The sequence below is a fragment of the Lysinibacillus sp. FSL K6-0075 genome, from assembly GCF_038592945.1.
Taxonomy (GTDB): domain Bacteria; phylum Bacillota; class Bacilli; order Bacillales_A; family Planococcaceae; genus Lysinibacillus; species Lysinibacillus fusiformis_F.
The window spans coordinates 3,241,448-3,263,113 of sequence record NZ_CP151947.1 but is presented as its reverse complement, the minus strand read 5'-3'; the positions used below and the strand labels follow the sequence as shown (position 1 = coordinate 3,263,113).

20 protein-coding genes are annotated in these 21,666 nt (G+C 37.0%); 14 read left to right on the top strand and 6 right to left on the bottom strand.

From position 1 onward, the window contains the following. Nucleotides 1-11: 11 nt before the first annotated feature. Nucleotides 12-1,412 carry an S-layer homology domain-containing protein gene (locus MHB65_RS15980; RefSeq protein ID WP_342441009.1) on the bottom strand — a complete coding sequence of 467 codons (1,401 nt, stop codon included), beginning with the start codon at nt 1,410-1,412 and terminating at the stop codon, nt 12-14. Between the two features lie 838 nt (nt 1,413-2,250). Here MHB65_RS15980 and MHB65_RS15975 point away from each other — a divergent pair. Continuing rightward, nucleotides 2,251-3,969 carry an HD domain-containing phosphohydrolase gene (locus MHB65_RS15975; RefSeq protein WP_342441008.1) on the top strand — a complete coding sequence of 573 codons (1,719 nt, stop codon included), beginning with the start codon at nt 2,251-2,253 and terminating at the stop codon, nt 3,967-3,969. Between the two features lie 39 nt (nt 3,970-4,008). On the opposite strand, the gene MHB65_RS15970 is transcribed toward MHB65_RS15975, so the two are convergent. After that, nucleotides 4,009-5,394: a glycine--tRNA ligase gene (locus MHB65_RS15970; RefSeq protein WP_342441007.1), complete on the bottom strand. Its 1,386-nt coding sequence runs from the start codon at nt 5,392-5,394 to the stop codon at nt 4,009-4,011. 427 nt (nt 5,395-5,821) lie between these two features. Here MHB65_RS15970 and MHB65_RS15965 point away from each other — a divergent pair, with 427 nt between their 5' ends. From MHB65_RS15965 to MHB65_RS15915, 11 genes are all read left to right on the top strand, one after another. After that, nucleotides 5,822-6,454, top strand: a complete 633-nt coding sequence (locus MHB65_RS15965) for a helix-turn-helix transcriptional regulator (RefSeq protein WP_205444449.1) — start codon at nt 5,822-5,824, stop codon at nt 6,452-6,454. Between the two features lie 16 nt (nt 6,455-6,470). After that, nucleotides 6,471-7,283, top strand: a complete 813-nt coding sequence (locus MHB65_RS15960) for a pyruvate, water dikinase regulatory protein (protein WP_205444447.1) — start codon at nt 6,471-6,473, stop codon at nt 7,281-7,283. 206 nt (nt 7,284-7,489) lie between these two features. Continuing rightward, the gene (gene dnaG, locus MHB65_RS15955; RefSeq protein WP_205446999.1) at nt 7,490-9,322 is read left to right on the top strand and encodes a DNA primase; all 1,833 of its coding nucleotides are present in this window, start codon (nt 7,490-7,492) and stop codon (nt 9,320-9,322) included. Nucleotides 9,323-9,354: 32 nt separating this feature from the next. Next, the gene (gene rpoD / locus MHB65_RS15950; RefSeq protein ID WP_004227165.1) at nt 9,355-10,482 is read left to right on the top strand and encodes an RNA polymerase sigma factor RpoD; all 1,128 of its coding nucleotides are present in this window, start codon (nt 9,355-9,357) and stop codon (nt 10,480-10,482) included. Between the two features lie 245 nt (nt 10,483-10,727). Then, nucleotides 10,728-11,294, top strand: a complete 567-nt coding sequence (locus MHB65_RS15945) for a hypothetical protein (RefSeq protein ID WP_342441006.1) — start codon at nt 10,728-10,730, stop codon at nt 11,292-11,294. A 464-nt stretch (nt 11,295-11,758) separates the two neighbouring features. Then, entirely contained in the window at nt 11,759-12,121 is a 363-nt protein-coding gene (gene cccA, locus MHB65_RS15940; protein WP_205444443.1) for a cytochrome c550, read from the top strand. Nucleotides 12,122-12,286: 165 nt separating this feature from the next. Continuing rightward, a complete protein-coding gene (locus MHB65_RS15935) occupies nt 12,287-12,979 on the top strand; it encodes a tRNA (adenine(22)-N(1))-methyltransferase TrmK (protein WP_205444441.1) in 693 nt (230 codons plus the stop codon). Continuing rightward, complete coding sequence (locus tag MHB65_RS15930; RefSeq protein WP_342441005.1) at nt 12,980-14,101, top strand: Nif3-like dinuclear metal center hexameric protein; 1,122 nt, start codon at nt 12,980-12,982, stop codon at nt 14,099-14,101. It begins immediately after the preceding gene. 14 nt (nt 14,102-14,115) lie between these two features. Next, nucleotides 14,116-14,340, top strand: coding sequence for a hypothetical protein (locus MHB65_RS15925; protein ID WP_342441004.1), 225 nt, complete (start codon nt 14,116-14,118; stop codon nt 14,338-14,340). 113 nt (nt 14,341-14,453) lie between these two features. Then, entirely contained in the window at nt 14,454-14,702 is a 249-nt protein-coding gene (locus MHB65_RS15920; RefSeq protein WP_342441003.1) for a DUF2164 domain-containing protein, read from the top strand. Nucleotides 14,703-14,916: 214 nt separating this feature from the next. After that, the gene (locus MHB65_RS15915) at nt 14,917-15,456 is read left to right on the top strand and encodes an NADPH-dependent FMN reductase (protein WP_205444434.1); all 540 of its coding nucleotides are present in this window, start codon (nt 14,917-14,919) and stop codon (nt 15,454-15,456) included. 65 nt (nt 15,457-15,521) lie between these two features. Here MHB65_RS15915 and MHB65_RS15910 read toward each other — a convergent pair whose 3' ends face one another. Next, nucleotides 15,522-15,701, bottom strand: coding sequence for a hypothetical protein (locus MHB65_RS15910; protein WP_205444432.1), 180 nt, complete (start codon nt 15,699-15,701; stop codon nt 15,522-15,524). A gap of 297 nt (nt 15,702-15,998) precedes the next feature. Between MHB65_RS15910 and MHB65_RS15905 the strand changes: the two genes are divergently transcribed. Continuing rightward, nucleotides 15,999-16,625, top strand: coding sequence for a hypothetical protein (locus tag MHB65_RS15905; RefSeq protein ID WP_342441002.1), 627 nt, complete (start codon nt 15,999-16,001; stop codon nt 16,623-16,625). Between the two features lie 75 nt (nt 16,626-16,700). On the opposite strand, the gene MHB65_RS15900 is transcribed toward MHB65_RS15905, so the two are convergent. The 3 genes from MHB65_RS15900 to MHB65_RS15890 form a co-directional block, all read right to left on the bottom strand. Then, nucleotides 16,701-17,237: a hypothetical protein gene (locus MHB65_RS15900; protein ID WP_342441001.1), complete on the bottom strand. Its 537-nt coding sequence runs from the start codon at nt 17,235-17,237 to the stop codon at nt 16,701-16,703. Nucleotides 17,238-17,390: 153 nt separating this feature from the next. Beyond that, nucleotides 17,391-18,650, bottom strand: a complete 1,260-nt coding sequence (locus tag MHB65_RS15895; protein ID WP_205444427.1) for a dicarboxylate/amino acid:cation symporter — start codon at nt 18,648-18,650, stop codon at nt 17,391-17,393. A gap of 262 nt (nt 18,651-18,912) precedes the next feature. Further along, complete coding sequence (locus MHB65_RS15890) at nt 18,913-19,962, bottom strand: TRAP transporter substrate-binding protein (protein ID WP_342441000.1); 1,050 nt, start codon at nt 19,960-19,962, stop codon at nt 18,913-18,915. 90 nt (nt 19,963-20,052) lie between these two features. Here MHB65_RS15890 and MHB65_RS15885 point away from each other — a divergent pair, with 90 nt between their 5' ends. Beyond that, nucleotides 20,053-21,654, top strand: coding sequence for a sensor histidine kinase (locus MHB65_RS15885; protein WP_342440999.1), 1,602 nt, complete (start codon nt 20,053-20,055; stop codon nt 21,652-21,654). Nucleotides 21,655-21,666 lie beyond the last annotated feature (12 nt).

The following is a 21,666-nucleotide window of genomic DNA, read 5'->3' as shown; positions in this document are numbered from 1 at the left end:
TTTTCCGTTATTTAAAATTCTTCCTCATCCTCTGACACTAAAAAGGCCCATTGTCCAGCAATCTTTTTACTTTCAATATAAAGGTAAGCTGTTTCTTCGTTTTTACCTGTTAAATGGAGAATCGCTAGACCTTCAGCTTTTGGCGTAACATGTAGTTGCCCATTAAGAATCGTCGCTTTTACAGGCACTGGCTCAAAACCAAAACTTTCGAGAGCTACATATGCTGGTTCAAAAGGTAATTCTTGCGTCGTCAGTATTAATTCATCTGTTAAATGATATAAATCAATGTTGCGAACAAAATCATAGGAATACACTTCTGCAGCCATCTTTTGTTGTTGAGTCCCATCTGAAAATGTAACAATGAATTGTCCGTTTTGCAAGATGGATAGTGTTTGATCTTGTTGATTAAAGCTGTATAAATTGGGAGCAAGTGCCTGTCCATTCGTATTATGGACCGTCACCTCTGTTGGCACGAAAGGTAAATGGCTCTCCGTTATATCAAGTGGTAAATTTTCTATATAATCTTCTTCCTTTACTTCTTCAAGCGTTGTCTTTAGCTTCCCATTAACATTTTTTACATGTACTAAATAAAAGATTTCAGTAAAGTCCTCTGAATCGTCTGTGAATCCAGTGATTACCAATTTACCCGTTCCTTCTTTTAATGGGGTAATGGTGATAGATTCTGTCATGTCCTCATTTTCATCCCAAGTGAAAATATCCGTTGCTGGCTCTAAACCACCATAAAATGCAAAGATATAATCTTGCTTAAATTGTTTTGCATAGATGGTGGCATTGCCAAGCATCTTTTCAGCACGCACAACAAAAGCAGCCAGTTGAGAGCGCTTCACATTACTTTTTGGACCGAAAGTCGTTGCAGATGTTCCTTTTGTAATACCATTTGCAAACAATGCTTTAATATGAGGCTCAAATTCATTCCCCTTTTTGACATCTGTAAATGGTAATTGTGTGTTACTTGGGCTTGTTAATCCAAAGCCTTTTGCAATCATTTTTGACATTTGCTCGCGTGTAATATTTTGAGTAGGGTAGAAATAACCATTTGCTCCATTAATAATACCAGCATTCGCTAATGCAGCAATGGCGCCGTAGTTTTCATCGCCAGGTTTGATGTCCTTGAATTGAGGATTTTTTACGTGAACTGTATCGAGCTTTAAAATACCTGCTAAAATCTTCGCAGCCTGTGTACGTGTAATAGGGTTTGCAGGTTTAAATGTCCCATCCATATAGCCAGATATGATGCCTCGATCTGCTAACTGAATAATGGCTTTTCCTTCCTCGTTGGATGGGTTGATATCAGGAAAAAATGATGCTGCATGTGCTGGTGGTGCGACAATAATCGCACTTGTTGCTAAAGCAGTTGCTATAGCTAGTTGAAATAAACGTTGAGACTGCAATTGAATTCCTCCAAATAGTACAATAGAAAATTTTATAGTATGAATGTTTCAGGTCAGACCTTCCTATGTATCAGTTCAAACTTCCGGACGATTGAATGTTAAAAGGGGGTGTGTCTTTAGCTTGTTAATTATTCATTATTTAACAGCTAATACTAACTATAATACCTTATTTATACCAAAAAGATGGAACTCCGAATAGAGGAAATTTCATCCTCATCATGACGTAATTGGTAAGCAATTAGGTCTTAGCACAAAAGCATTCAGTTTTTTGAGTTTACATGTTTATAGGTGGAAGCAACTAAATCTGCCACCTCTCTTTCTATATCCAGGACCATAGTAGTGTTATATTCTGCACTTTAGATGGAATGTTAATTAATAAAATTTTAATTTTTACAAAATAAAATTATTGGAAAAATTTAATTTTATCTAATAATTATTTATCGTGAATTGAAAAATATAGAGTCTAATTAACTTATAATTTATTTTTTATCTATATGTATGCATAATTTTATAGGTAAAAAGATTTGTATTTTCGTTTAGTTTTCATTATATAAGTGGTAGAAACTGTTCATTTGAGTCCCATATACTAGTTGAAAAGGCATTTTAACCTATGATATTGTAAATGGTATAGATAATGGTAATTATATTTTTTAAATATAATTTAGTCGTTTAATCCCCATCGAAACTGATGTACGCTAGATCACTTTAGACACGCCTATGAAATATAAAAGCCTCTATCAGCAAAACGTATTGTTATACGTTTATCAGAATAGCGCAGTCCTATGGAAGAAGGAGGGAGTCACATAGTGCTTAGTACATTGCGTATGTGGCAAAATATATGCTACGAAAAGTAACCTTAAGTATTCATGAAGTTGAAGCAAATGATATATTAGCAGAAGATATTTTTTCAGAGTATCGTTTATTGGCTAAAAAAGATTTAGTTTTAACGGAACGAATTATTGCCTTACTTAAACTTCGTAAAGTAGATGAATTATCTGTCTATTTGCCATCTGATTCAGTTCGAGTTGTCCATGATTTAAGTGCTCAACGAACAAGAGAATATGAAGATCTATTTGCCCCATTAATGGAAAAAAGAGATCCAGTGGATGATTATAAAGAGACAGTTAGTCAACTTTTTATGACAACACTGGAGAATGTCGTGCATGAATTACGCTATGGACAAATTCTTAAAAGCATGCAGGATACGGCTTATGTAAGAGGTGTTTTTGAAAAGATTTTGGAAAAAAAATATCGCTATGAGCTACTTATGCGTTTAAAGGAATGGGATGAGTATTCATTTGTCCATTCATTTGATGTATTTGTCTTAGGTACAATCTTTGCCAGATACTTAGGTTTAACAGATATCGAAACATTAGCTAGGGGCTACTTGTTCCATGATATCGGGAAGGTTTTTATACCTCAAGAAATATTAAATTTAAAACGCAAACTCTCTGAAGATGAGTTTGATATTGTCAAGGCACACACCACAAAAGGCTACGAGCTACTTATCGAACATAAAGAGGAAGACATCGCCTATTTGGCACGAGATCATCATGAACGTTTTGCGGGAAAGGGCTACCCAAATCAACTTTGTGCGGATGATATGAGTGATGGTGTACAATTATTACAAATTATTGATGTATATTCAGCAATGACATCCAAGCGGGTCTATCACGTTGGCTACGGTGCTACAGATGCTTTAGCTGTTTTATACAGAGATCGTCATTTATATAATGAGAGCTTTATGCATAAATTTGTAGAATGTTTAGGGATTTACCCAGTTAACTCTGTTGTTATGTTATCAGATAATCGCAGTGCACAAGTGGAACTTGTTTATGATTTATTTCCTACATTACCAAAAGTGAGATTGCTGGATGAGCAGAAATCTATGAACTTACCTTTGAACTATAGTGTGAGAATTACGAAAATGATAGACTATCGAGCCAATAGCTTTGAAGAGATTTTCAATTTATTTGTAGAGCAATTAATCCGCTGTGATGAAAATAATCTGAGAATTCATTTTAATAAATTAATTGACCATTTACATCCTAAAGAAATTGTCTTGAAAATTTTCTTACCAGCCTTTCGTATATTACGTTTATTAACAAGAGAAATCCAAACGGATATGACGAAATATCGAAATTCTATTGGTATCTTAAAAACACTACTAGAAGAGCAATTAAACGTTTTATATATGGATTATCAGCATGAACAAACAACCATTTTAGTTGTGGAAACATCGTTACGCGAAAATTTCTTCATTAAGCTTGTGCAAAGTATTTTGTATATTGATAAAATTGTACCATTCTTCATAAATCCAGGTGATGATCAACGGATTACACAATTGATGGAACATTGTGAGGTCAATGTCGCTTATTTTATTGAAGATGAACAAACGTTTGAGAAACGAGTTCGTCCAATGCGAGAAGGTACATTCCTTTATTACTCACTAGCAGATATTGAGGAGCTATTAGTGAGCTTAATAGGGATGAGTATGAAAAAGTTTTCATTCGAGGAAAAAATGCAAGAGCGCTTATTTTCAACATATAAAGCATAAAAAAGAGGGAGTTGCCAATTGGCTACCCCCTCTTTTTTATTAGAATTGTAGATGTTTTTCAATATATGCTTTTACTTCAGCAATAGGCATACGAACTTGTGTCATAGAGTCACGATGACGTACTGTTACTTGGCCATCCTCTTTTGAATCAAAATCATATGTGATACAGAATGGTGTACCAATTTCATCTTGACGACGGTAACGTTTACCAATTGATTGTGACTCATCAAAATCAACAGGGAATGCTTTACGCAGTTCAGCCCAAACATCTGTAGCTTCATCAGATAATTTTTTAGAAAGTGGTAGCACGGCAGCTTTGAATGGTGCTAAAGCAGGGTGGAAACGTAAAACGGTACGCTTATCGTCACCTTCTAGCTCCTCTTCATCATAGGCATCGCATAGGAAGGCTAATGTTACACGATCAGCTCCTAATGATGGTTCAATACAATAAGGAACATAGCGTTCGTTTGATACAGGATCGATATAAGTGAAATCTTCACCTGAGTGCTCCATATGTTGTTTTAAGTCGAAATCTGTACGATCTGCTACACCCCAAAGCTCTCCCCAGCCGAATGGGAATTTGAATTCGATATCTGTTGTCGCGTTAGAGTAGTGAGAGAGTTCATCATCCTCATGGTCACGAAGACGCATCGAATCTTCCTTCATGCCTAGGTTTAGTAACCAATTTTTACAGAATTCTTTCCAATATGCATGCCATTCAAGGTCTTCGCCCGGTTTGCAGAAGAATTCAAGCTCCATTTGTTCGAATTCACGTGTACGGAATGTGAAGTTACCTGGTGTAATTTCGTTACGGAAAGATTTACCGATTTGTGCAATACCAAATGGTGTACGTTTACGCATAGAACGTTGAACGTTTTTAAAGTTCACGAAAATACCTTGTGCCGTTTCTGGACGTAAATAAATTTCGTTTGTAGAAGATTCCGTTACACCCTGGAATGTTTTAAACATAAGGTTGAATTGGCGAATATCTGTGAAATCAGCTTTTCCACAATCAGGACATACGACGTCATATTTAATCATTGTTTCTTTCATTTGATCGAATGTCATACCATCAACAATGATTTCATCGCCCTTTGCCAATGCAGCGTCTTCGATAATTTTATCTGCACGGTGGCGAGCTTTACATGATTTACAGTCGATCATTGGGTCATTAAAGTTACCAACGTGACCTGAAGCAACCCAAGCTTTTGGGTTCATTAAGATCGCAGCGTCAATACCTACATTATGTTCTGATTCTTGGACGAATTTTTGCCACCAAGCTTTTTTAATATTGTTTTTTAATTCAACGCCTAGTGGACCATAATCCCAAGTATTTGCTAAACCTCCGTAGATTTCAGAACCAGGGAAGACAAAGCCTCGATGTTTTGCTAATGATACGATGGTTTCCATTGATTTGTTAGCCATAAAATAGCCTCCTTCAAAGTTTTTATATTGTTTTTTAGCGGTAAAACGCCAAAGTTTTTTTCATTCAGTGGCAACTAAATGAAAATAGCACCCGTCTCCGGGCACAATGTATGCCCAGGGACGAGTGCTAATACCCGCGGTTCCACCCTGATTGTTTTAAACGAGTAGTTTAAAACCTCTTTTCAAAAAGTTAGCTCAGGGAGTGCCTTTTCTCTGTTACTGTGTAGACTTTCACCATCTTCTACTCGCTTTTGAATGGAACAGATACTTTTTTCCCATCATCGCCTGTATAACGCAATTTGCTCGAAAATACTGATAGAGCAAGCGTATGTGTGAATATTGTAGCATGTAGTTCTTTAATTCGCAATAATTATTAAAATAGTATATAATAATTGAGCATAAGTATAACACTATTAGATTTGAGGCGGTGAGTCCAATCGAACTCAATAAACGTCAGGAAGACATATTACAAATTGTGAAAGAAAACGGCCCTATTACTGGAGAACATATTGCCGAACGTCTCAATCTGACAAGAGCCACTTTAAGACCAGATTTAGCCATCCTAACAATGGCAGGATTTCTAGATGCAAGGCCAAGGGTTGGTTATTTTTATTCAGGTAAGAAGGCATCTGTTGCATTAATAGATAGTATTCACAATTTAAAAGTGAAGGATTTTCATTCAGGCCCTGTAGTTGTCCCTGAAACAATGACGGTTTATGATGCAATTTGCTTTATGTTTTCAGAAGATGTTGGTACACTCTTTGTCGTAGATAAGAATGAGTTTTTGACAGGCGTACTATCTCGCAAAGATTTACTGCGTACAAGTATTGGCACGCAGGATTTAAATAAAATTCCAGTACATATTATTATGACGCGTATGCCAAATATTTCGTACTGTGAAAGATCAGATTCTTTAATTGTTGCAGCGAACAAACTTATTGAACGAGAGGTTGATTCACTACCAGTAGTTGAACCACAAGAGGGTGGTTTAACGATTGTTGGTCGTCTTACAAAAACAACGATTACACGAGCTTTCTTATCTCTTGCACAAAATGTCTAAATTGAAGGAGAGCTGCATGAAAAGACTACGCGTATTTGTTGTATCTGATTCTGTCGGTGAAACTGGTGACCAAGTTGCAAAAGCGGTTATTAGCCAGTTCCGACCGGGTCTTGAAAATACTGTAATTCGTCGATTTCCACATATTCAATCAGAGGAGCTTATCCGTAAAATTGTTTTTCTTGCTTCGCAGCAGCGAGCATTTATAGTCTATACACTTGTTCGTCAAGAAATGCGCAAATTATTACATGATTTATGTGAACAAGAAAAAATCCAGGCTGTGGATATATTAGGTCCAGCCCTACAATCAATGGCAGCTTTTATGGAAGAAAACCCATTGGAAACACCAGGAATTGTTCATATGCTGGATGATGATTATTTCAAAAAAATTGAAGCGATTGAATTCGCGGTGAAGTATGATGATGGTAGAGATCCGCGTGGATTATTACAAGCTGATATCGTACTTGTTGGGGTATCTAGAACATCTAAAACGCCACTATCACAGTATTTAGCTCATAAAAAATATAAGGTGGCGAATGTACCATTAGTGCCAGAGGTAGAACCACCAGAAGAGCTTTTACAGATAGACCCTAAAAAATGCTTTGGTTTAATCATCTCACCTGAAAAGTTAAACTTTATAAGGAAAGAAAGATTAATGTCTCTCGGCTTAAATGATGATGCCATCTATGCGCAGCATGAAAGAATTCTAGATGAAATACAGCATTTTGAAAAAATTGTCGGTAAAATAGGTTGTCAAGTTATTGATGTGACAAATAAAGCTGTTGAAGAGACAGCAAATACGATTATTGAACATATTTTGACCTGTAAATAAGGATAGTATTTTAAACCACCTCGGTTAGCAGAGGCGGTTTTTTTGAGTGGATTTTGAAAATGGTATAGATAAAAACTAATTTTTGTTTTATAATAATAAAATTGTGGTAAAAATATTTATAAGAGAAAAATCCTAATTTTTTGTCGAGAAATAAAGGAATTTTAAAACGAATAGCGAATTGTGTTTCTAGAACGCAAATATTAAAGATGGTGATGGATTTGGCAGGGAAGATTCCAGAAGAAGTAATTGAACAGATTCGCACACAATCGGATATCGTTGATGTTATTAGTGAATACATGCAGCTTACTAAGCGTGGGCGAAATTGGTTTGGTCTCTGTCCATTTCATGGAGAGCAAACACCGTCTTTTTCTGTATCTACAGACAAGCAAATTTTTCATTGCTTTGGTTGTGGTGCAGGGGGCAATGCCATTACTTTTGTAATGGATATTGAAGGCATTTCTTTTCCTGATGCAGTGGTGAAACTTGGGGAACGTGTTGGCATACACTTAGATGTTGAGCCAAGTTTTCCCGGAGGAACGAAAAAGATATCTAAAGCAGAAGAAAGGATGAAAGAAGCACACGCTTTTGCAGCAGATTTTTTTCATCATTTACTGTTGAACACAGAGGATGGTGAAGAACCTTTAAATTATTTGCTAGAAAGAGGATTTACAAGGGAACTTATAGAATCTAATAACATTGGTTGGTCTCTCCCAAGCTTTGATGCATTAACAATATTGCTTGAAAGAAAAGGTTATAACTTACAAGAAATTGCCGAAAGTGGCTTAATCATCAAAAGAGAGGGAGAAGAACGTTATTTTGATCGTTTTAGAGGACGTATCATGTTTCCTATTCGAGATGAGAATGGTAAAATTATTGCCTTCTCAGGACGTATCCTTTCATCCAATGGTGAGGAAGCAAAATATTTAAATAGTCCAGAATCACCAATTTTTCAAAAAAGTGAAGTGCTTTATAACCTAGATAAAGCACGAACTTCTATCAGAAAAAATCGTCAAGTAGTATTGATGGAAGGTTTTGTGGATGTTTTAGCAGCCAATTCTGTAGGTGTAATGAATGTTGTTGCGACAATGGGTACTTCGCTAACAAATCAGCATATCACAAAGCTAAAGCGCTTAGTAGAGCAAATTACGATTTGCTATGATGGTGATAATGCTGGATTTGATGCAGCGAAACGAGCGGCGCAGCTACTGCACACAGAGCGCATGAAAGTCAATATTGCCGTGTTGCCAGAAAAATTAGATCCTGATGAATACATTCGCACTTTAGGTGGACAAGCATTTAAGGAACAAATTTTGGAAAACCCTCATGCGTATATTGCTTTTATGATGATGCATGCTAGACGCAATAAGAACTTTCAATTTGAAAATGATACGCTTCAATATATTCAAGAAGTCCTTGAACAGCTAGTGGGTAGATCCTCACCAGTTGAACGAGATTTGTATATACGGCAGCTATCAAATGAAACAAATATCTCGGAAGAAGCCATTTATGCCCAATTCCGAAAACTGGAGGCTAATCAGGTACGTTCTGCAAAAGCAGAGATGCCTACACAGATACCTTCAATGCCAGTCACGCAACAACAAAAGCCTATGGACGCAGCCGAACGTGCCGAACGTTTATTACTGGCTCATATGCTTCATAATATAGATGTAGTGGACAGGGTATTACGTAGTGAGCAAAAAGAGCCATTTGTACGAGATACTTATATGGCTGTTTTTGTTCGCTTAGTAGGGTTTTATGAGGAGTATGGTCATCCTGATTATCAACGTTTTGTGGAAATTTTGGATGACGCTGAATTACGGAAAATTGTCATGGAAGCAGCTTTAGTCGAGCGAGATCCTGATCAAGCAGAGGCAGAGGTTATGGACTCCATCCGTCAGCTTCAAAAATATAGAATTGAGCAAGAAATTTATCAAAAGATGCATGAGTCAAAGGAAGCGGAGAAGATGCATGAGTATGCACGTGCACTTGAAATCGCCCAACAGATTATTCATTTAAGAAAATCGTTATCGGCGATTTAACCCGATTCGGTTGTTTAGAAGGAGGAAGGTTTATGGCGGACAAGTCAGAACGTTCAAAAGAGATAGAAGTAGAAATTACATTAGATGATGCAAAAAAATTCCTACAAGAAAAAGCGAAAACAGAAGGTGAAATTTCAATGAAAGAAATTTCAGAGAAACTAACACCTTATGAATTGGAAAACGAAGAAATTTTCCATTTCGCTGAGGATCTTGAAAAGCATAAAGATATTCAAATCATTGGAAAAGAAGAATTTGAAGAAGAGAGTCTAATGAAAGAAGAAGCGAACGAAGAAACTTTCGACTTAAATGATTTGAGTGTGCCACCAGGTGTTAAAATCAATGACCCTGTACGTATGTATTTAAAAGAAATTGGCCGAGTAGATTTATTATCTGCTGAGCAGGAAATTGCGCTTGCAGAACGTATAGAGCAAGGAGACGAGGAAGCACGTAAACGTCTTGCAGAAGCAAACTTACGTCTAGTTGTATCGATTGCAAAACGTTATGTTGGTCGTGGAATGTTATTCCTTGATTTAATTCAAGAAGGAAATATGGGTCTTATTAAGGCTGTTGAAAAATTCGATTACCGTAAAGGATTTAAATTCTCGACTTACGCTACATGGTGGATTCGTCAAGCGATAACACGTGCGATTGCTGACCAAGCGCGTACGATTCGTATTCCTGTTCACATGGTCGAAACCATCAATAAATTAATACGTGTACAACGTCAACTTTTACAAGATTTAGGTCGTGAGCCTTCTCCAGAAGAAATTGGAGAAGAAATGGATTTAACACCTGAAAAAGTGCGTGAAATTTTAAAAATTGCACAAGAACCAGTATCTCTTGAAACTCCAATTGGAGAAGAAGATGATTCCCATTTAGGAGACTTTATCGAGGACTCAGAAGCACAATCTCCATCCGACCATGCAGCCTATGAACTGTTAAAAGAACAATTAGAGGATGTACTAGATACGTTAACAGACCGTGAAGAAAACGTACTTCGTTTACGTTTTGGTTTAGACGATGGTCGCACACGTACATTAGAAGAGGTAGGAAAAGTCTTTGGCGTAACACGTGAACGTATTCGTCAAATCGAGGCGAAAGCACTAAGAAAATTACGCCATCCTTCTCGCAGTAAACGTTTAAAAGATTTCTTAGAATAAAATTAAAAATAGCTGGAGCTATCCAAGTAGTGAGAAAATGACTAATTGGTATAGCTCCTTTTTTATAGAAATGAAAAGTGAACAAAAAGAAATTAGCCCTGCTATTCACCTATCGATGTTACGCAATGATAGATAATTAGAATGAGGGAAATGCTAGATTTGCGACTTTATACAGATGTGTTTTCAAATAGTGTGAGATAAAATTGTAATACAACCATTATTAAGCAATGTTTGGAGCTAACACTATGACAAATCCTCGTAAAAAAATAATCCTTAATGAAATTTTGTTTTGGAAGCAAAATAAACTTTTACCTGAGCACTATTGTGACTTTTTAGCAGCTCTTTATACAGAGGGGGCTGATATAGAGGAGTTAGAACCAGTGCAACATCCTAAACAAGCGGTCTTGCCATCAGAAAAAAGAAAAATGATCCTGTTAGTAGTAGGTCTATGTATCGCCATAATGGCTGTTTTGGCACTCTATTTTACAATGCAATCTTTAACATTGATTTTTACAGTAATCGTGGGAGTAGGCGCTTGCATCTTATTTATTGCTGCGTGGCAAATGGCACAAAAAAAACATCTACTAGCCCCTATTTTTCATGTACTAGCGGCTATTCTGTTATTTAGTATGTCGATCCGCATTTGTACTACATATTTTAGTGGAAATAATATGGTTTTATTTTGCTTGATTGCAATGAATTGTGTCATTTGGCTTTGGTCAGGTATCAAAATGAAACTTCTATATTTCACAGTCTCAGGTGCTTTAGGATTAATAGCACTGATTGGGTACTATATCATAAATTTATCTTGATTTAGCGAATGTTTTTTGTATCGATGTGCAGAGGACTCCATCTACCATATTAGAGAAGAAAACTTAATCGAACTTTAGTGTTTTTATAAATACCATAATTTGTGACAATTTATCTATAATAAGAACATCATCATGTTAAAGTTTTAACCTAAGAAGATTCAAAATCTGTACGCTGATTTTAAGCGTGCAGATTTTTACTTTTTGGGTATATGAATGCGTGAAAAGGGTATGATAACAGCATGAATATAATGAAAAAGAAATTGTATAAAAGGATAAATTTGACCAATTTTGGATGTTGGCAAGACATATTTTATCCAATAGATACAGAAATGTCGAATTTGTTACAAACAAAGGAAAACTTAGCGAATAGGGCTTTTCGTTTCTTTGTTAATGAAGTACAATATTAGATGTTGACTGATTCTATATTATAATAGAAGTAGACTTAAAATGAGGAGGGGAAACTTATGAAAAACAATCCAGTCGTTCCTTACATCTTAATTCTGGCATTTGGTATTGGTCTTATTTTCTTCATGTCTTTACAAGGTGCAGATAACAAGAAAGAAATTGCTGCTGAACATGAGGGTGGTGGCGAAACTACTACAGAAACAACAGACGCAGATGCTGATGGTTCAGCACTAGTACAAGCTTGTATTGGTTGTCACGGTGGTGACTTAACTGGTGGTATGGGTCCAAACCTACATGGCTTAGATGAAGCTCATATCGTAGAAGTTTTAACTAAGGGTATCGAAGGTACTCCAATGCAACCAAACATGAAAACTGAAGCGGAAGCAAAAGCAATCGCTGAATACATTTCTACTTTAGAATAGTAAAACTGACAAGTAGCTGTACTGAAATCGTACAGCTACTTTTTAGGTTTAAAGAATCATGAAGATGGGGTTGTCCACATAGAAATGTGAGACAACTCCATTTGTTTTTTTTCACGACATCATCCATACTATTAATGGACTCTATTGAAGATAGGCGGTATAAAAATGAACGCACAAAAACTTTCAAAGCGATTAGAAGCAGTAGCAAAATTTGTTCCCACAGGAGCGATCATGGCGGATATTGGTAGTGACCATGCCTATTTACCATGCTATTTAATTCATAATGGAACAGCCTCTTATGCCATAGCAGGGGAAGTTGTAAAAGGGCCTTATGAATCAGCTGTAGGACAAGTACAGAAGGAAAACTTAACTGAAAAAATGACAGTCCGCCTTGCAGATGGATTAGCAGCAATTGAAGAAGCTGACCATGTGGATACAATCACGATAGCTGGGATGGGTGGACCATTGATTGTTTCCATTCTAGAGAAACACCCAGAGAAGCTTCAAGGTGTCACACGTCTTATTTTACAACCAAATATACATGCTAAAGTCATTCGTGAGTGGGCTTTAGCACATCAGTGGGCGATTCTTGATGAAGAGATTTTAGAGGAAGATGATAAAATCTATGAAATCCTTGTGTTACAAAGAGGGCAAATGGAGCTCTCTACAGCAGAGATTTTGTTTGGGCCTAAACTAAGCCTGCGTAAATCACCGGTATTTACGAAAAAATGGTTGCGCGAAAAAGACAACTGGCAACGTGTACTACAATCCATTGAAGGAGCAGAACAGACACCTGAAATTGAAGAAAAACGTGCAGAGTTAATGGCTCTGATACACTTAGTAGAAGGAGTTTTGTAGATGAAAACGGTAAATGGCCAAGAAGTTATTCAAGTGTTCGAATCATGGTCACCCAAAAAACTAGCTTGTATGGACAATGATCCAATTGGACTAGCCATAGGGACCCTAAACAAACCTGTAAACAAAGTATTGGTGACGTTAGATGTCAATGAAGCCGTTGCAAATGAGGCCATAGAAAAGGGCTGTGAGCTGATTATCGCTCACCATCCACCAATCTTTAGACGTCTAGCGAATATCCGCACAGATCAACCTGCAGGGCGTTTATATGAAAAGCTCATTAAACACGATATTGCTGTATATGCTGCTCATACAAACTTAGATGTAGCTGAAGGTGGAGTCAATGATTTACTAGCAGATGCCCTACAGCTAAAAAATCGTTCAATATTAGAAGAAACGTATGCTGAAAATCTGTTGAAGCTAGCAGTCTTTATACCAACTGCCAATGCAGAAGCATTACGTGAGGCGCTGGCAAAGGCTGGGGCAGGTCGTATTGGGGACTATGAAGCATGCAGTTATACAACGACTGGAGAAGGACGATTCCGTGCATTAGCAGGAGCAAATCCGTTTGTTGGCTCTGTTGGCGAATTACATGTGGAGGAAGAAGTGAAGGTAGAAGTCGTATTTCCTGAATCCATTAAAAGTCGCGTGTTAAAGGCCATGTTGACTAGTCATCCTTATGAGGAGCCTGCCTATGATGTAATACGTCTTGAGCAGCAAACAAATGTGATGGGATTAGGGCGTGTTGGTTACTTAACGCAAGAAATGACGTTGCAACAATTTGCTGAATTCGTAAAGCAACAACTAGATGTCCCGGCAGTTCGTATAGTTGGGGATTTACAATCCACGGTCAGCAAAGTGGCGCTTGTAGGTGGAGACGGCAATAAATATATTTATGCGGCAAAACGTGCAGGAGCAGATGTTTTCTTAACAGGTGATATGTACTTCCATACAGCACAGGACGCACAAGCGATTGACTTGCAAATAGTAGATCCTGGTCATCATGTAGAAAAGGTGATGATTGCGGGAGTAGCAAAAAAAATGGCTGAACTATGTGAGAATAAAAAATATCTGGTTGAATTCGTCCAATCAACCATCCATACAGAACCATTTTTATTTGTATAAGTGAGGGAACAAATATGGCTAATGAAAGACCAGCTGGCAATAAGGCCGGCAAGCTATGGATCATGATTGGTTTATTCATCGTTGTTTTTGGTATTGGTATGACGGTGATGACAAATATGGTCAATAATAAGAAAATCGATGCAATGACACAGCAATGTGAAGATGATGGGAGACAAGCGATAGTATCAAAGGAAAAAAATTTTTTATCCACGAGCTATTCATTTGAATGTAAAAAATGAAATGGAGGCTGAACGCTAGTAGAACTAGTGTTTCAGCCTTTTTTTATGCAAGGAATCTATGGATAGTGATAAGATGAAGATAAAATTTATTAGCAGAAATGGAGAGAGTTATTTTGTTTATCCGTTTATCCAAAGATCAGCAGGAAATGATTCTTGCTGATATTCAACGATTTTTCTATAATCAGCGTGATGAAGACATTAGTGAGTTTGAAGCGGAGCGTGTATTAGATTTTATTAAGGAGCATATTGCTCCCTATATTTATAATGCTGCCTTGTCTGATGCTAAGTATGTAGTGGAAAGACAATACGCCTCTATTGAAGAGGAATTAGAGGCATTGGAGCAGCCCATTCAAATGAAATAATCCTCTTTATCCCTCTAGTTTAAATATTTGACAGGAAATAAAGATTGATGGTACCTTAATCTTGAATTAAAGATAATTTAATTCTAACTATTCGGAGCTAATTAACTGGTGATGAATAAAGGGATATTTTCCTGACCAAAATGGTTACGAGTGGCGAGCACGTACTATGAACCGTGATCGAGTCACAAGAATGGATGATAAGAGGAGGCGTCATATGTTAAAAATCGGTATTATTTTAGGAAGTACGCGAGAAGGTCGTGTAAGCCCACAAGTTGGAACTTGGGTAAAGGAAGTTGCGGAAAAACGTCGTGATGCGGAATATGAAATAATTGATATCGCTGATTTTAAATTACCGTTTTTAGGGGAGCCAGGAGGAGATACTTCTGGTGTAGCTGCATGGTCAGAAAAAGTAGCAGCATGTGACGGCTTTGTCTTTATTGTTGCAGAGTACAATCACTCCATTACAGGTGCATTAAAAAATGCATTAGATTATTTACGAGTGGAATGGAACAATAAAGCTGCTGGTATCGTCTCTTACGGTTCTGTTGGAGGTGCACGTGCAGCAGAGCATTTACGGGGAATTCTTGGAGAATTACTAGTTGCCGATGTTCGAGTGCATCCAGCATTATCATTATTTACTGATTTTGAAAACGGTTCTGTCTTTAAACCAAAAGAGGTGCAAGCAGATTCTGTTCATCAAATGTTAGATCAGCTTGTACCATGGTCAACGGCTTTGAAAACAATTCGATCATAACCTCAAGAATATGATTCAGACGGCCGCTTTCAGAAAGCGGTCGTTTTTTGATGAGATAAAATCCATTAATGTTTGATTTCTTCAATGACTTTTTCTTTTAAATCATTCGCCATAGAAGATAGTTTTACTGTATTTGTGAGGCGCTCTTTTAATTCTTTATCTGTCATAATGCCACGTTCCTCTAAGATTTGTATGAGCAGATTTAATGTCAGCATATTTTTAATATCCGCTGCTTTTGACTCCATATAAAACCCTCCAAAATGATAGAATTACTACCTCTTAAGTGTACTCCTTTTTGAGAAGCATGACACAGAAAGGACAAAACAAAGCAAATTTATTTCGCGTCCCGGAATATGTGGGAAAAAGTAAGCGATACAAGATCTGATAGACCAGTTTGAACACTTGCTGATTTCCTTTATGAAGGAGAGTAGTACTGTATTTGACACTGCGTTTTTTAGTACGAAAAGTATCTGCTATTTCAAGCTAGAAAAGCGAATATTGTAGTAAAAGGGGACATACCTTCCTATCAGGAGGGAGATTCAATGGTTAAACGGTTTGGGCTTGTGATCGGACTGTTAGTAGTCATTATATCTATGTTAATCCTAGTTGATAAATTAGTAGGAGAGAAAAGGTCAGAAGCAAATAAAAAGGCTCACTCGCTTATTACAAATGAAGAGTTGAGTCTATCTCGGTTGAAGGATAAGCTCCTTGAAAAGTATGTCGGCATTGACGTCAAAACGACTGAAGAAAAGGAATTAGTGATTCAAGTTGTAGGCGGGGAAGACTATTTTCAATCAGTCAAAAAAGATATGGAATCCATTGCAAAAAAGGCTATTCAAACGTCTCCATTAAAGGACTATCCCATAGTCTTTGAAAGGTGGGAGTTTACCTCCTTGCTCGATAACAACAAGATGATGGGGGATGATATAAACCTATTGATGGAAGATTTAATCGCAGGTTTAGAAGCTTTTGATGTATACGAATATTTAGTCATTGAAAATCGAACGACCATTACAATTCAAACAACGATAAAGGGTGCCACTCATGAGGCACTTGAGTTAGCGTTGAGGATGGAAGAAGCCATCAAGAAGATTTTACAAGCAAAAGCATCACAAAATGATTCCTATGTCATTAACATATTAAATGTACAGCGAGAAAAAATAAATTAGCCTTGTAGAAAGATGACCCATGATAAAGGCATCGAGAATTAGACGCTCGATGCCTTTGTCATGTTTATAGCTAGACTATGTAGTTATTGCAAAGAGTGCTTGATAAAGGGTTGCGAGGAGTGCAACAAAGTGCATATCGTCCGTATGGAAAAGCTTAAACTGTATACCTGTAAGTACTAGTTCAGTTTCCATAAAGCTTGCACTAGCAATTTTTTCATCATTGCAATATAAATAAGCAGTAGAGGTAAAATCCTTTTCAAAACGAAATTCTAAATCGTCCATCTTGAATGAATAAGAGGATTCTAATAATTGCACTGTTTTCCGTTGAATCGGTATCAAGCTACCATTAGGCATGACAATTTGATGGCTGACTCCTTTTGTTAACAGGGTCGATTGTACTTGAAAAAGTGGTGCACCTAATGTAGTGCGTGTTTCATAACGATAAGGCAATGTTTGCTGTGCCGCTACCAGCAAGACAGCATTCAGTACTTTACCAGTAGAGGATCGTTCCATTTTTTGAAGCACACATACTGTTTCGTTGTGTTCATTCACGATCGGAATATCGGTAAAGCTTTTAAAGCCTTTCGGATAGGTAAGTGTAAATGTTGCCATAAAGAAACCTCCAGTCATTATCTATACGAGTAAGCAGTCGAGTAGGTTTCAAGAAATGAGCTCTACGATCCTTTTTATCAACATGCCTATCTACTATAAATGAATAGGCTGCTGAAATAGCGAATTATTTCGCTTTCAGCAGCCTTTTTCATTTTATGGCATCTGGGTATGCCCTGACAGAGCACGTTTTTCCTGCTCTGTATCAAATTCTTTTTCCATTTTTGACACGACCACTGTTGCCACACCATTCCCAATTAGATTTGTGACAGCACGTGCTTCGGACATAAAGCGGTCTACGCCGATTAAAAGGGCAATCCCCTCTACAGGAATCATCGGGAATGCTGCTAATGTTGCTGCAAGTGTAATAAAGCCAGAGCCTGTTACACCAGCTGCTCCTTTAGAAGTAAGCATTAAGATGGCTAATAACGTAATTTGATGCCAAATATCTAAATCCACACCATAGGCTTGTGCAATAAAGATAGCCGCCATTGATAAGTAAATGGATGTTCCATCTAAGTTAAATGAATAGCCTGTTGGAATAACTAGTCCTACCACTTGCTTCGAACAGCCATAGTTTTCGAGCTTACGCATCATGGAAGGTAGTGCAGATTCGGATGAAGATGTTCCGATAACGATAAAAATCTCATCTTTAATGTACTTAATAAATTTAAAAATACTAAAGCCGAAGTAATGGGTAATCAATCCAATAATCACAACAATAAAAATAAACATTGTAAGATAAACAGATAACATTAAAAATCCTAAGTTTCCAAGTGATTTAAGACCAAAGTTTCCAATTGTATAACTCATGGCACCGAATGCACCAATAGGAGATAGTTTCATCACCATGTTAACGATTTTAAAGAAAATATCTGCCACTTGCTCGAAAAATTTAATAACAGGTTTAGCTGGTTCTCCGATTGCTGCAGCGGCTAATCCAAATAAAACAGCTGAGAATAAGACTGGTAATAATTCACCGTTTGCTAAAGCACCTACTACATTTTCAGGAATTATTTGCATAATAAATGCACCTAAACCATGTTCTGCAGCAGCTGCTTCTGTATATTGTGAAACATCAGCACCACTTGCCGCATCTGTATTAAAACCTTTACCTGGTTGTACAATATTGACAACGATTAAACCAATTGCAAGAGCAAAGGTTGAAACAATTTCAAAATAAATTAAAGCCTTGCCACCAATTTTCCCAACCTTTTTAACATCCCCCATACTACCAATGCCGATTACGACTGTTAAGAAGATAATTGGTGCTATCAACATTTTAATCAGTTTAATAAATATATCCGCCAAGATTTTGAGCTTTGCCCCGAATTCTGGGAATGTTGCTCCGACGATAATCCCTAGTACAATGGCGATCAATACTTGTACTGTTAAGTTTTTTAAATTTATCCGCATATAGTTTTCCCCCTACAACATCTTTGAATATTGTGTGAACGCTTTCATGTGGTTATCATAGCTGAAATTTTCCGACAATAGTGCTTATGACCGTAATGGTTGTATTGTTCATTTTGGTCATTTTCATGGTGGGGGAATTGAAGCTAGTAATATCAAGGGTTTTGAGCTGTTTTATAGTAGATTCGAGTTTATTGAATCTATTATAATACAAAAGAAAAAATCCTTACGTTTTGTAAGGATCTTTCATTAATGAACAAAAGTATTAGGGAGCAACGATTTTTTCAATCTCTGCTAAGATTTGATCGTTTTGAATATGCGCTCGATAAAAATCATAGACAGGGGCGAGTTGTTCCTTAAAGCGCTGTCTCTCTTGTGGACTCATTGTATACACATCAAAATCATCTAGCTGTTTCAGTTTTTCCATATCTTGTTCATTCATCAGCGCAGCCTGCTCAAATTGCCAATCGGTTGTTTCCTTCATAGCATCCAACAACTGATGCTGAATTTTGACAGGTAGAGAATTCCAAAAGGTTTCATTCATTAACACAGCATAGCCCAAAATACCATGCTGGGTGATCGACATATGTTTTTGTACTTTGTAAAAACCCTTTGAATAGATATTAGAAGCGGTATTTTCTTGTGCATCTATCGCATGTTTCTCTAAATCTGAAAAAACCTCACTAAAAGAAATGGGTATAGGTGTTGCTTTGACCACTTCAAATTGCTTTTCTAATGTTTTACTTGGCATCGTACGCACGCGTAAGCCCTGTAAATCTTCAAATGTATGAATAGGGTGATCGACAGAGGTTAGATGCTTAAACCCATTGTACCAAAAGCCAAGTCCTTTAATATGGATTTGCTCTAGCTCATTGACTAATTGTTCACCAATAGAACCTGTTAGGACTTCCTTTACTTCCTCGTTTGTATTAAATAGATAGGGTAAATCAAGCACCTGCCAATTAGGAACATAGGCTGTCATCTTCGAAAAAGTAGGGATGATCATTTCTACGTCACCCTTTTGCAATGCCTGAAATTCATTTTCATCATTAAATAAAGAGGAGTTGGAGTAGACATGTACTTTGACTTTCCCGTGTGTTTTTTCTTCTACTAGCTCAGCAAATTTATTGGCAGCTTGTCCTTTAGGCGTATTTTCAGCGACGACATGACTTAAATGAATCGTTATCTGTGTGTCTAAGCCCTTTTGTTCATCATCATAGGGTAATGGCTTGGCGAATAGTAATCCTTGCTGAACACTGATAGAGACGATTAATACAAACACAGTTATAATCGTTCCAATAATAAATTTTTTCATTGAATACACCCAATTTATTCGTATTTTCTGATGTTTTTGTTATTCTAACATATGGAGTAAGCTAAAATATAGTAGGAGGGAGGCGGTCATATGAAATTTCACAAGTTATCCATGCAGAGAAAAATTATGTCTCTGACTTTTTTTATTCTGATGCTTTCCTTTAGTATTGGTGGTACTTTTTTGTTAGGTTTTGTCATGAATGAGCAAAAGACCAAACTAAGTGATCAGGCATTTCTTGTAGCAAAAACCGTCTCACAGCTCCCTGAAATCAAAACATATATTGCGAGTGAAAATCGCGCTGAGGCTATACAGCATATTAACCCTGTCGTAGAAGAAATCCGTGATATCAATGGGGCAAAATATATTGTTGTTCTTGATATGCAACGACGGAAATATTCTCATCCTAATAGTCAGGAACTTGGTCGAATATCACATTCTGGAGATATAAACGCTGCTTTTTCAGAGCATTACTATACCTCAATTGCACGTGGGGAACATGGTAATATGGTTCGTGCGTTTGTCCCAATTATGAACCATGAAGGACGACAAATAGGTGTCACAGTAGTGGGGTACAGTGTTCTTACAGTAGTGGAGTTACTGCAATCAATGCAAACCGAACTAATGATTACTGTTCTATTATCGTTGATTTTTAGTGCATGGGGAGCACGAACATTGGGGCTGCATATGAAAAAGCAAATGTTTGGGTTAGAGCCGCATGAAATTGCCAAAATGTATGTAGAACGTACAGAAACGTTTAATGCCATGCATGAAGGTATCATTGCTATCGATAATGATTTGACCATTACGATTTTTAATGAAAAAGCCTGTGATATCTTAGGGGTCAATGAAAACCCCTCTACATTGATAGGACAGAAAATCTTTCATGTCCTGCCAGATACACGACTTCCTGAAATTTTAGAGCTGGATCAGCCGTTATTTAATCGTGAGCTGTATATTAATAATCATAGTATTATGAGTAATCGAATTCCGATACAGGTTAATGGCGAAACTGTTGGGGCAGTGGCCATGTTTAAGGACCGTACGGAAGTGAAAAAACTTGCCGAAGAATTAACAGGAGTGAGGGCATTTGTCCAAGCACTTCGCGTGCAAACACATGAGCATAAAAATAAACTGCATACAATAGCAGGTCTTTTACAGCTAGGTCATCATGACCAGGCACTTTCTTACTTAACACAGGTGAAGGAAGAGCATGATGAAATCACTAACTTTTTAAATGAACGAATAAAAAATGAAAATATATCTGGACTACTGCTCAGTAAAATTTCCTATGCGAAAGAACAAGGAATTCGGCTGGAAATTGATCGTGAAAGCCGACTAACATCCTTTCCACCTAATTTGGATCATCATGATTTCGTCATTCTCTTTGGTAATTTAATAGAAAATGCATTTGATGCATTAAAGGATGTACAGGTTGAGGAGAAAGTGATTCATGTTTCTGTGGATGAAGATGATGATGTACTAGCTATTTTAGTAACCGATAACGGTGTTGGCATGACGGAAGAGGTCAAGCAGCACATTTTTGACAATGGTTATTCTACAAAAGAGAAAAACTACCGTGGAATAGGGTTATTTTTAATAAAAGAAATCGTCGAAAAAGGACAGGGTGATATTGAAGTCATCAGTGAGTCAAACAAAGGCACAAGTTTTTTAATCACCTTTTATTATGCATAATGGGATGGAGGG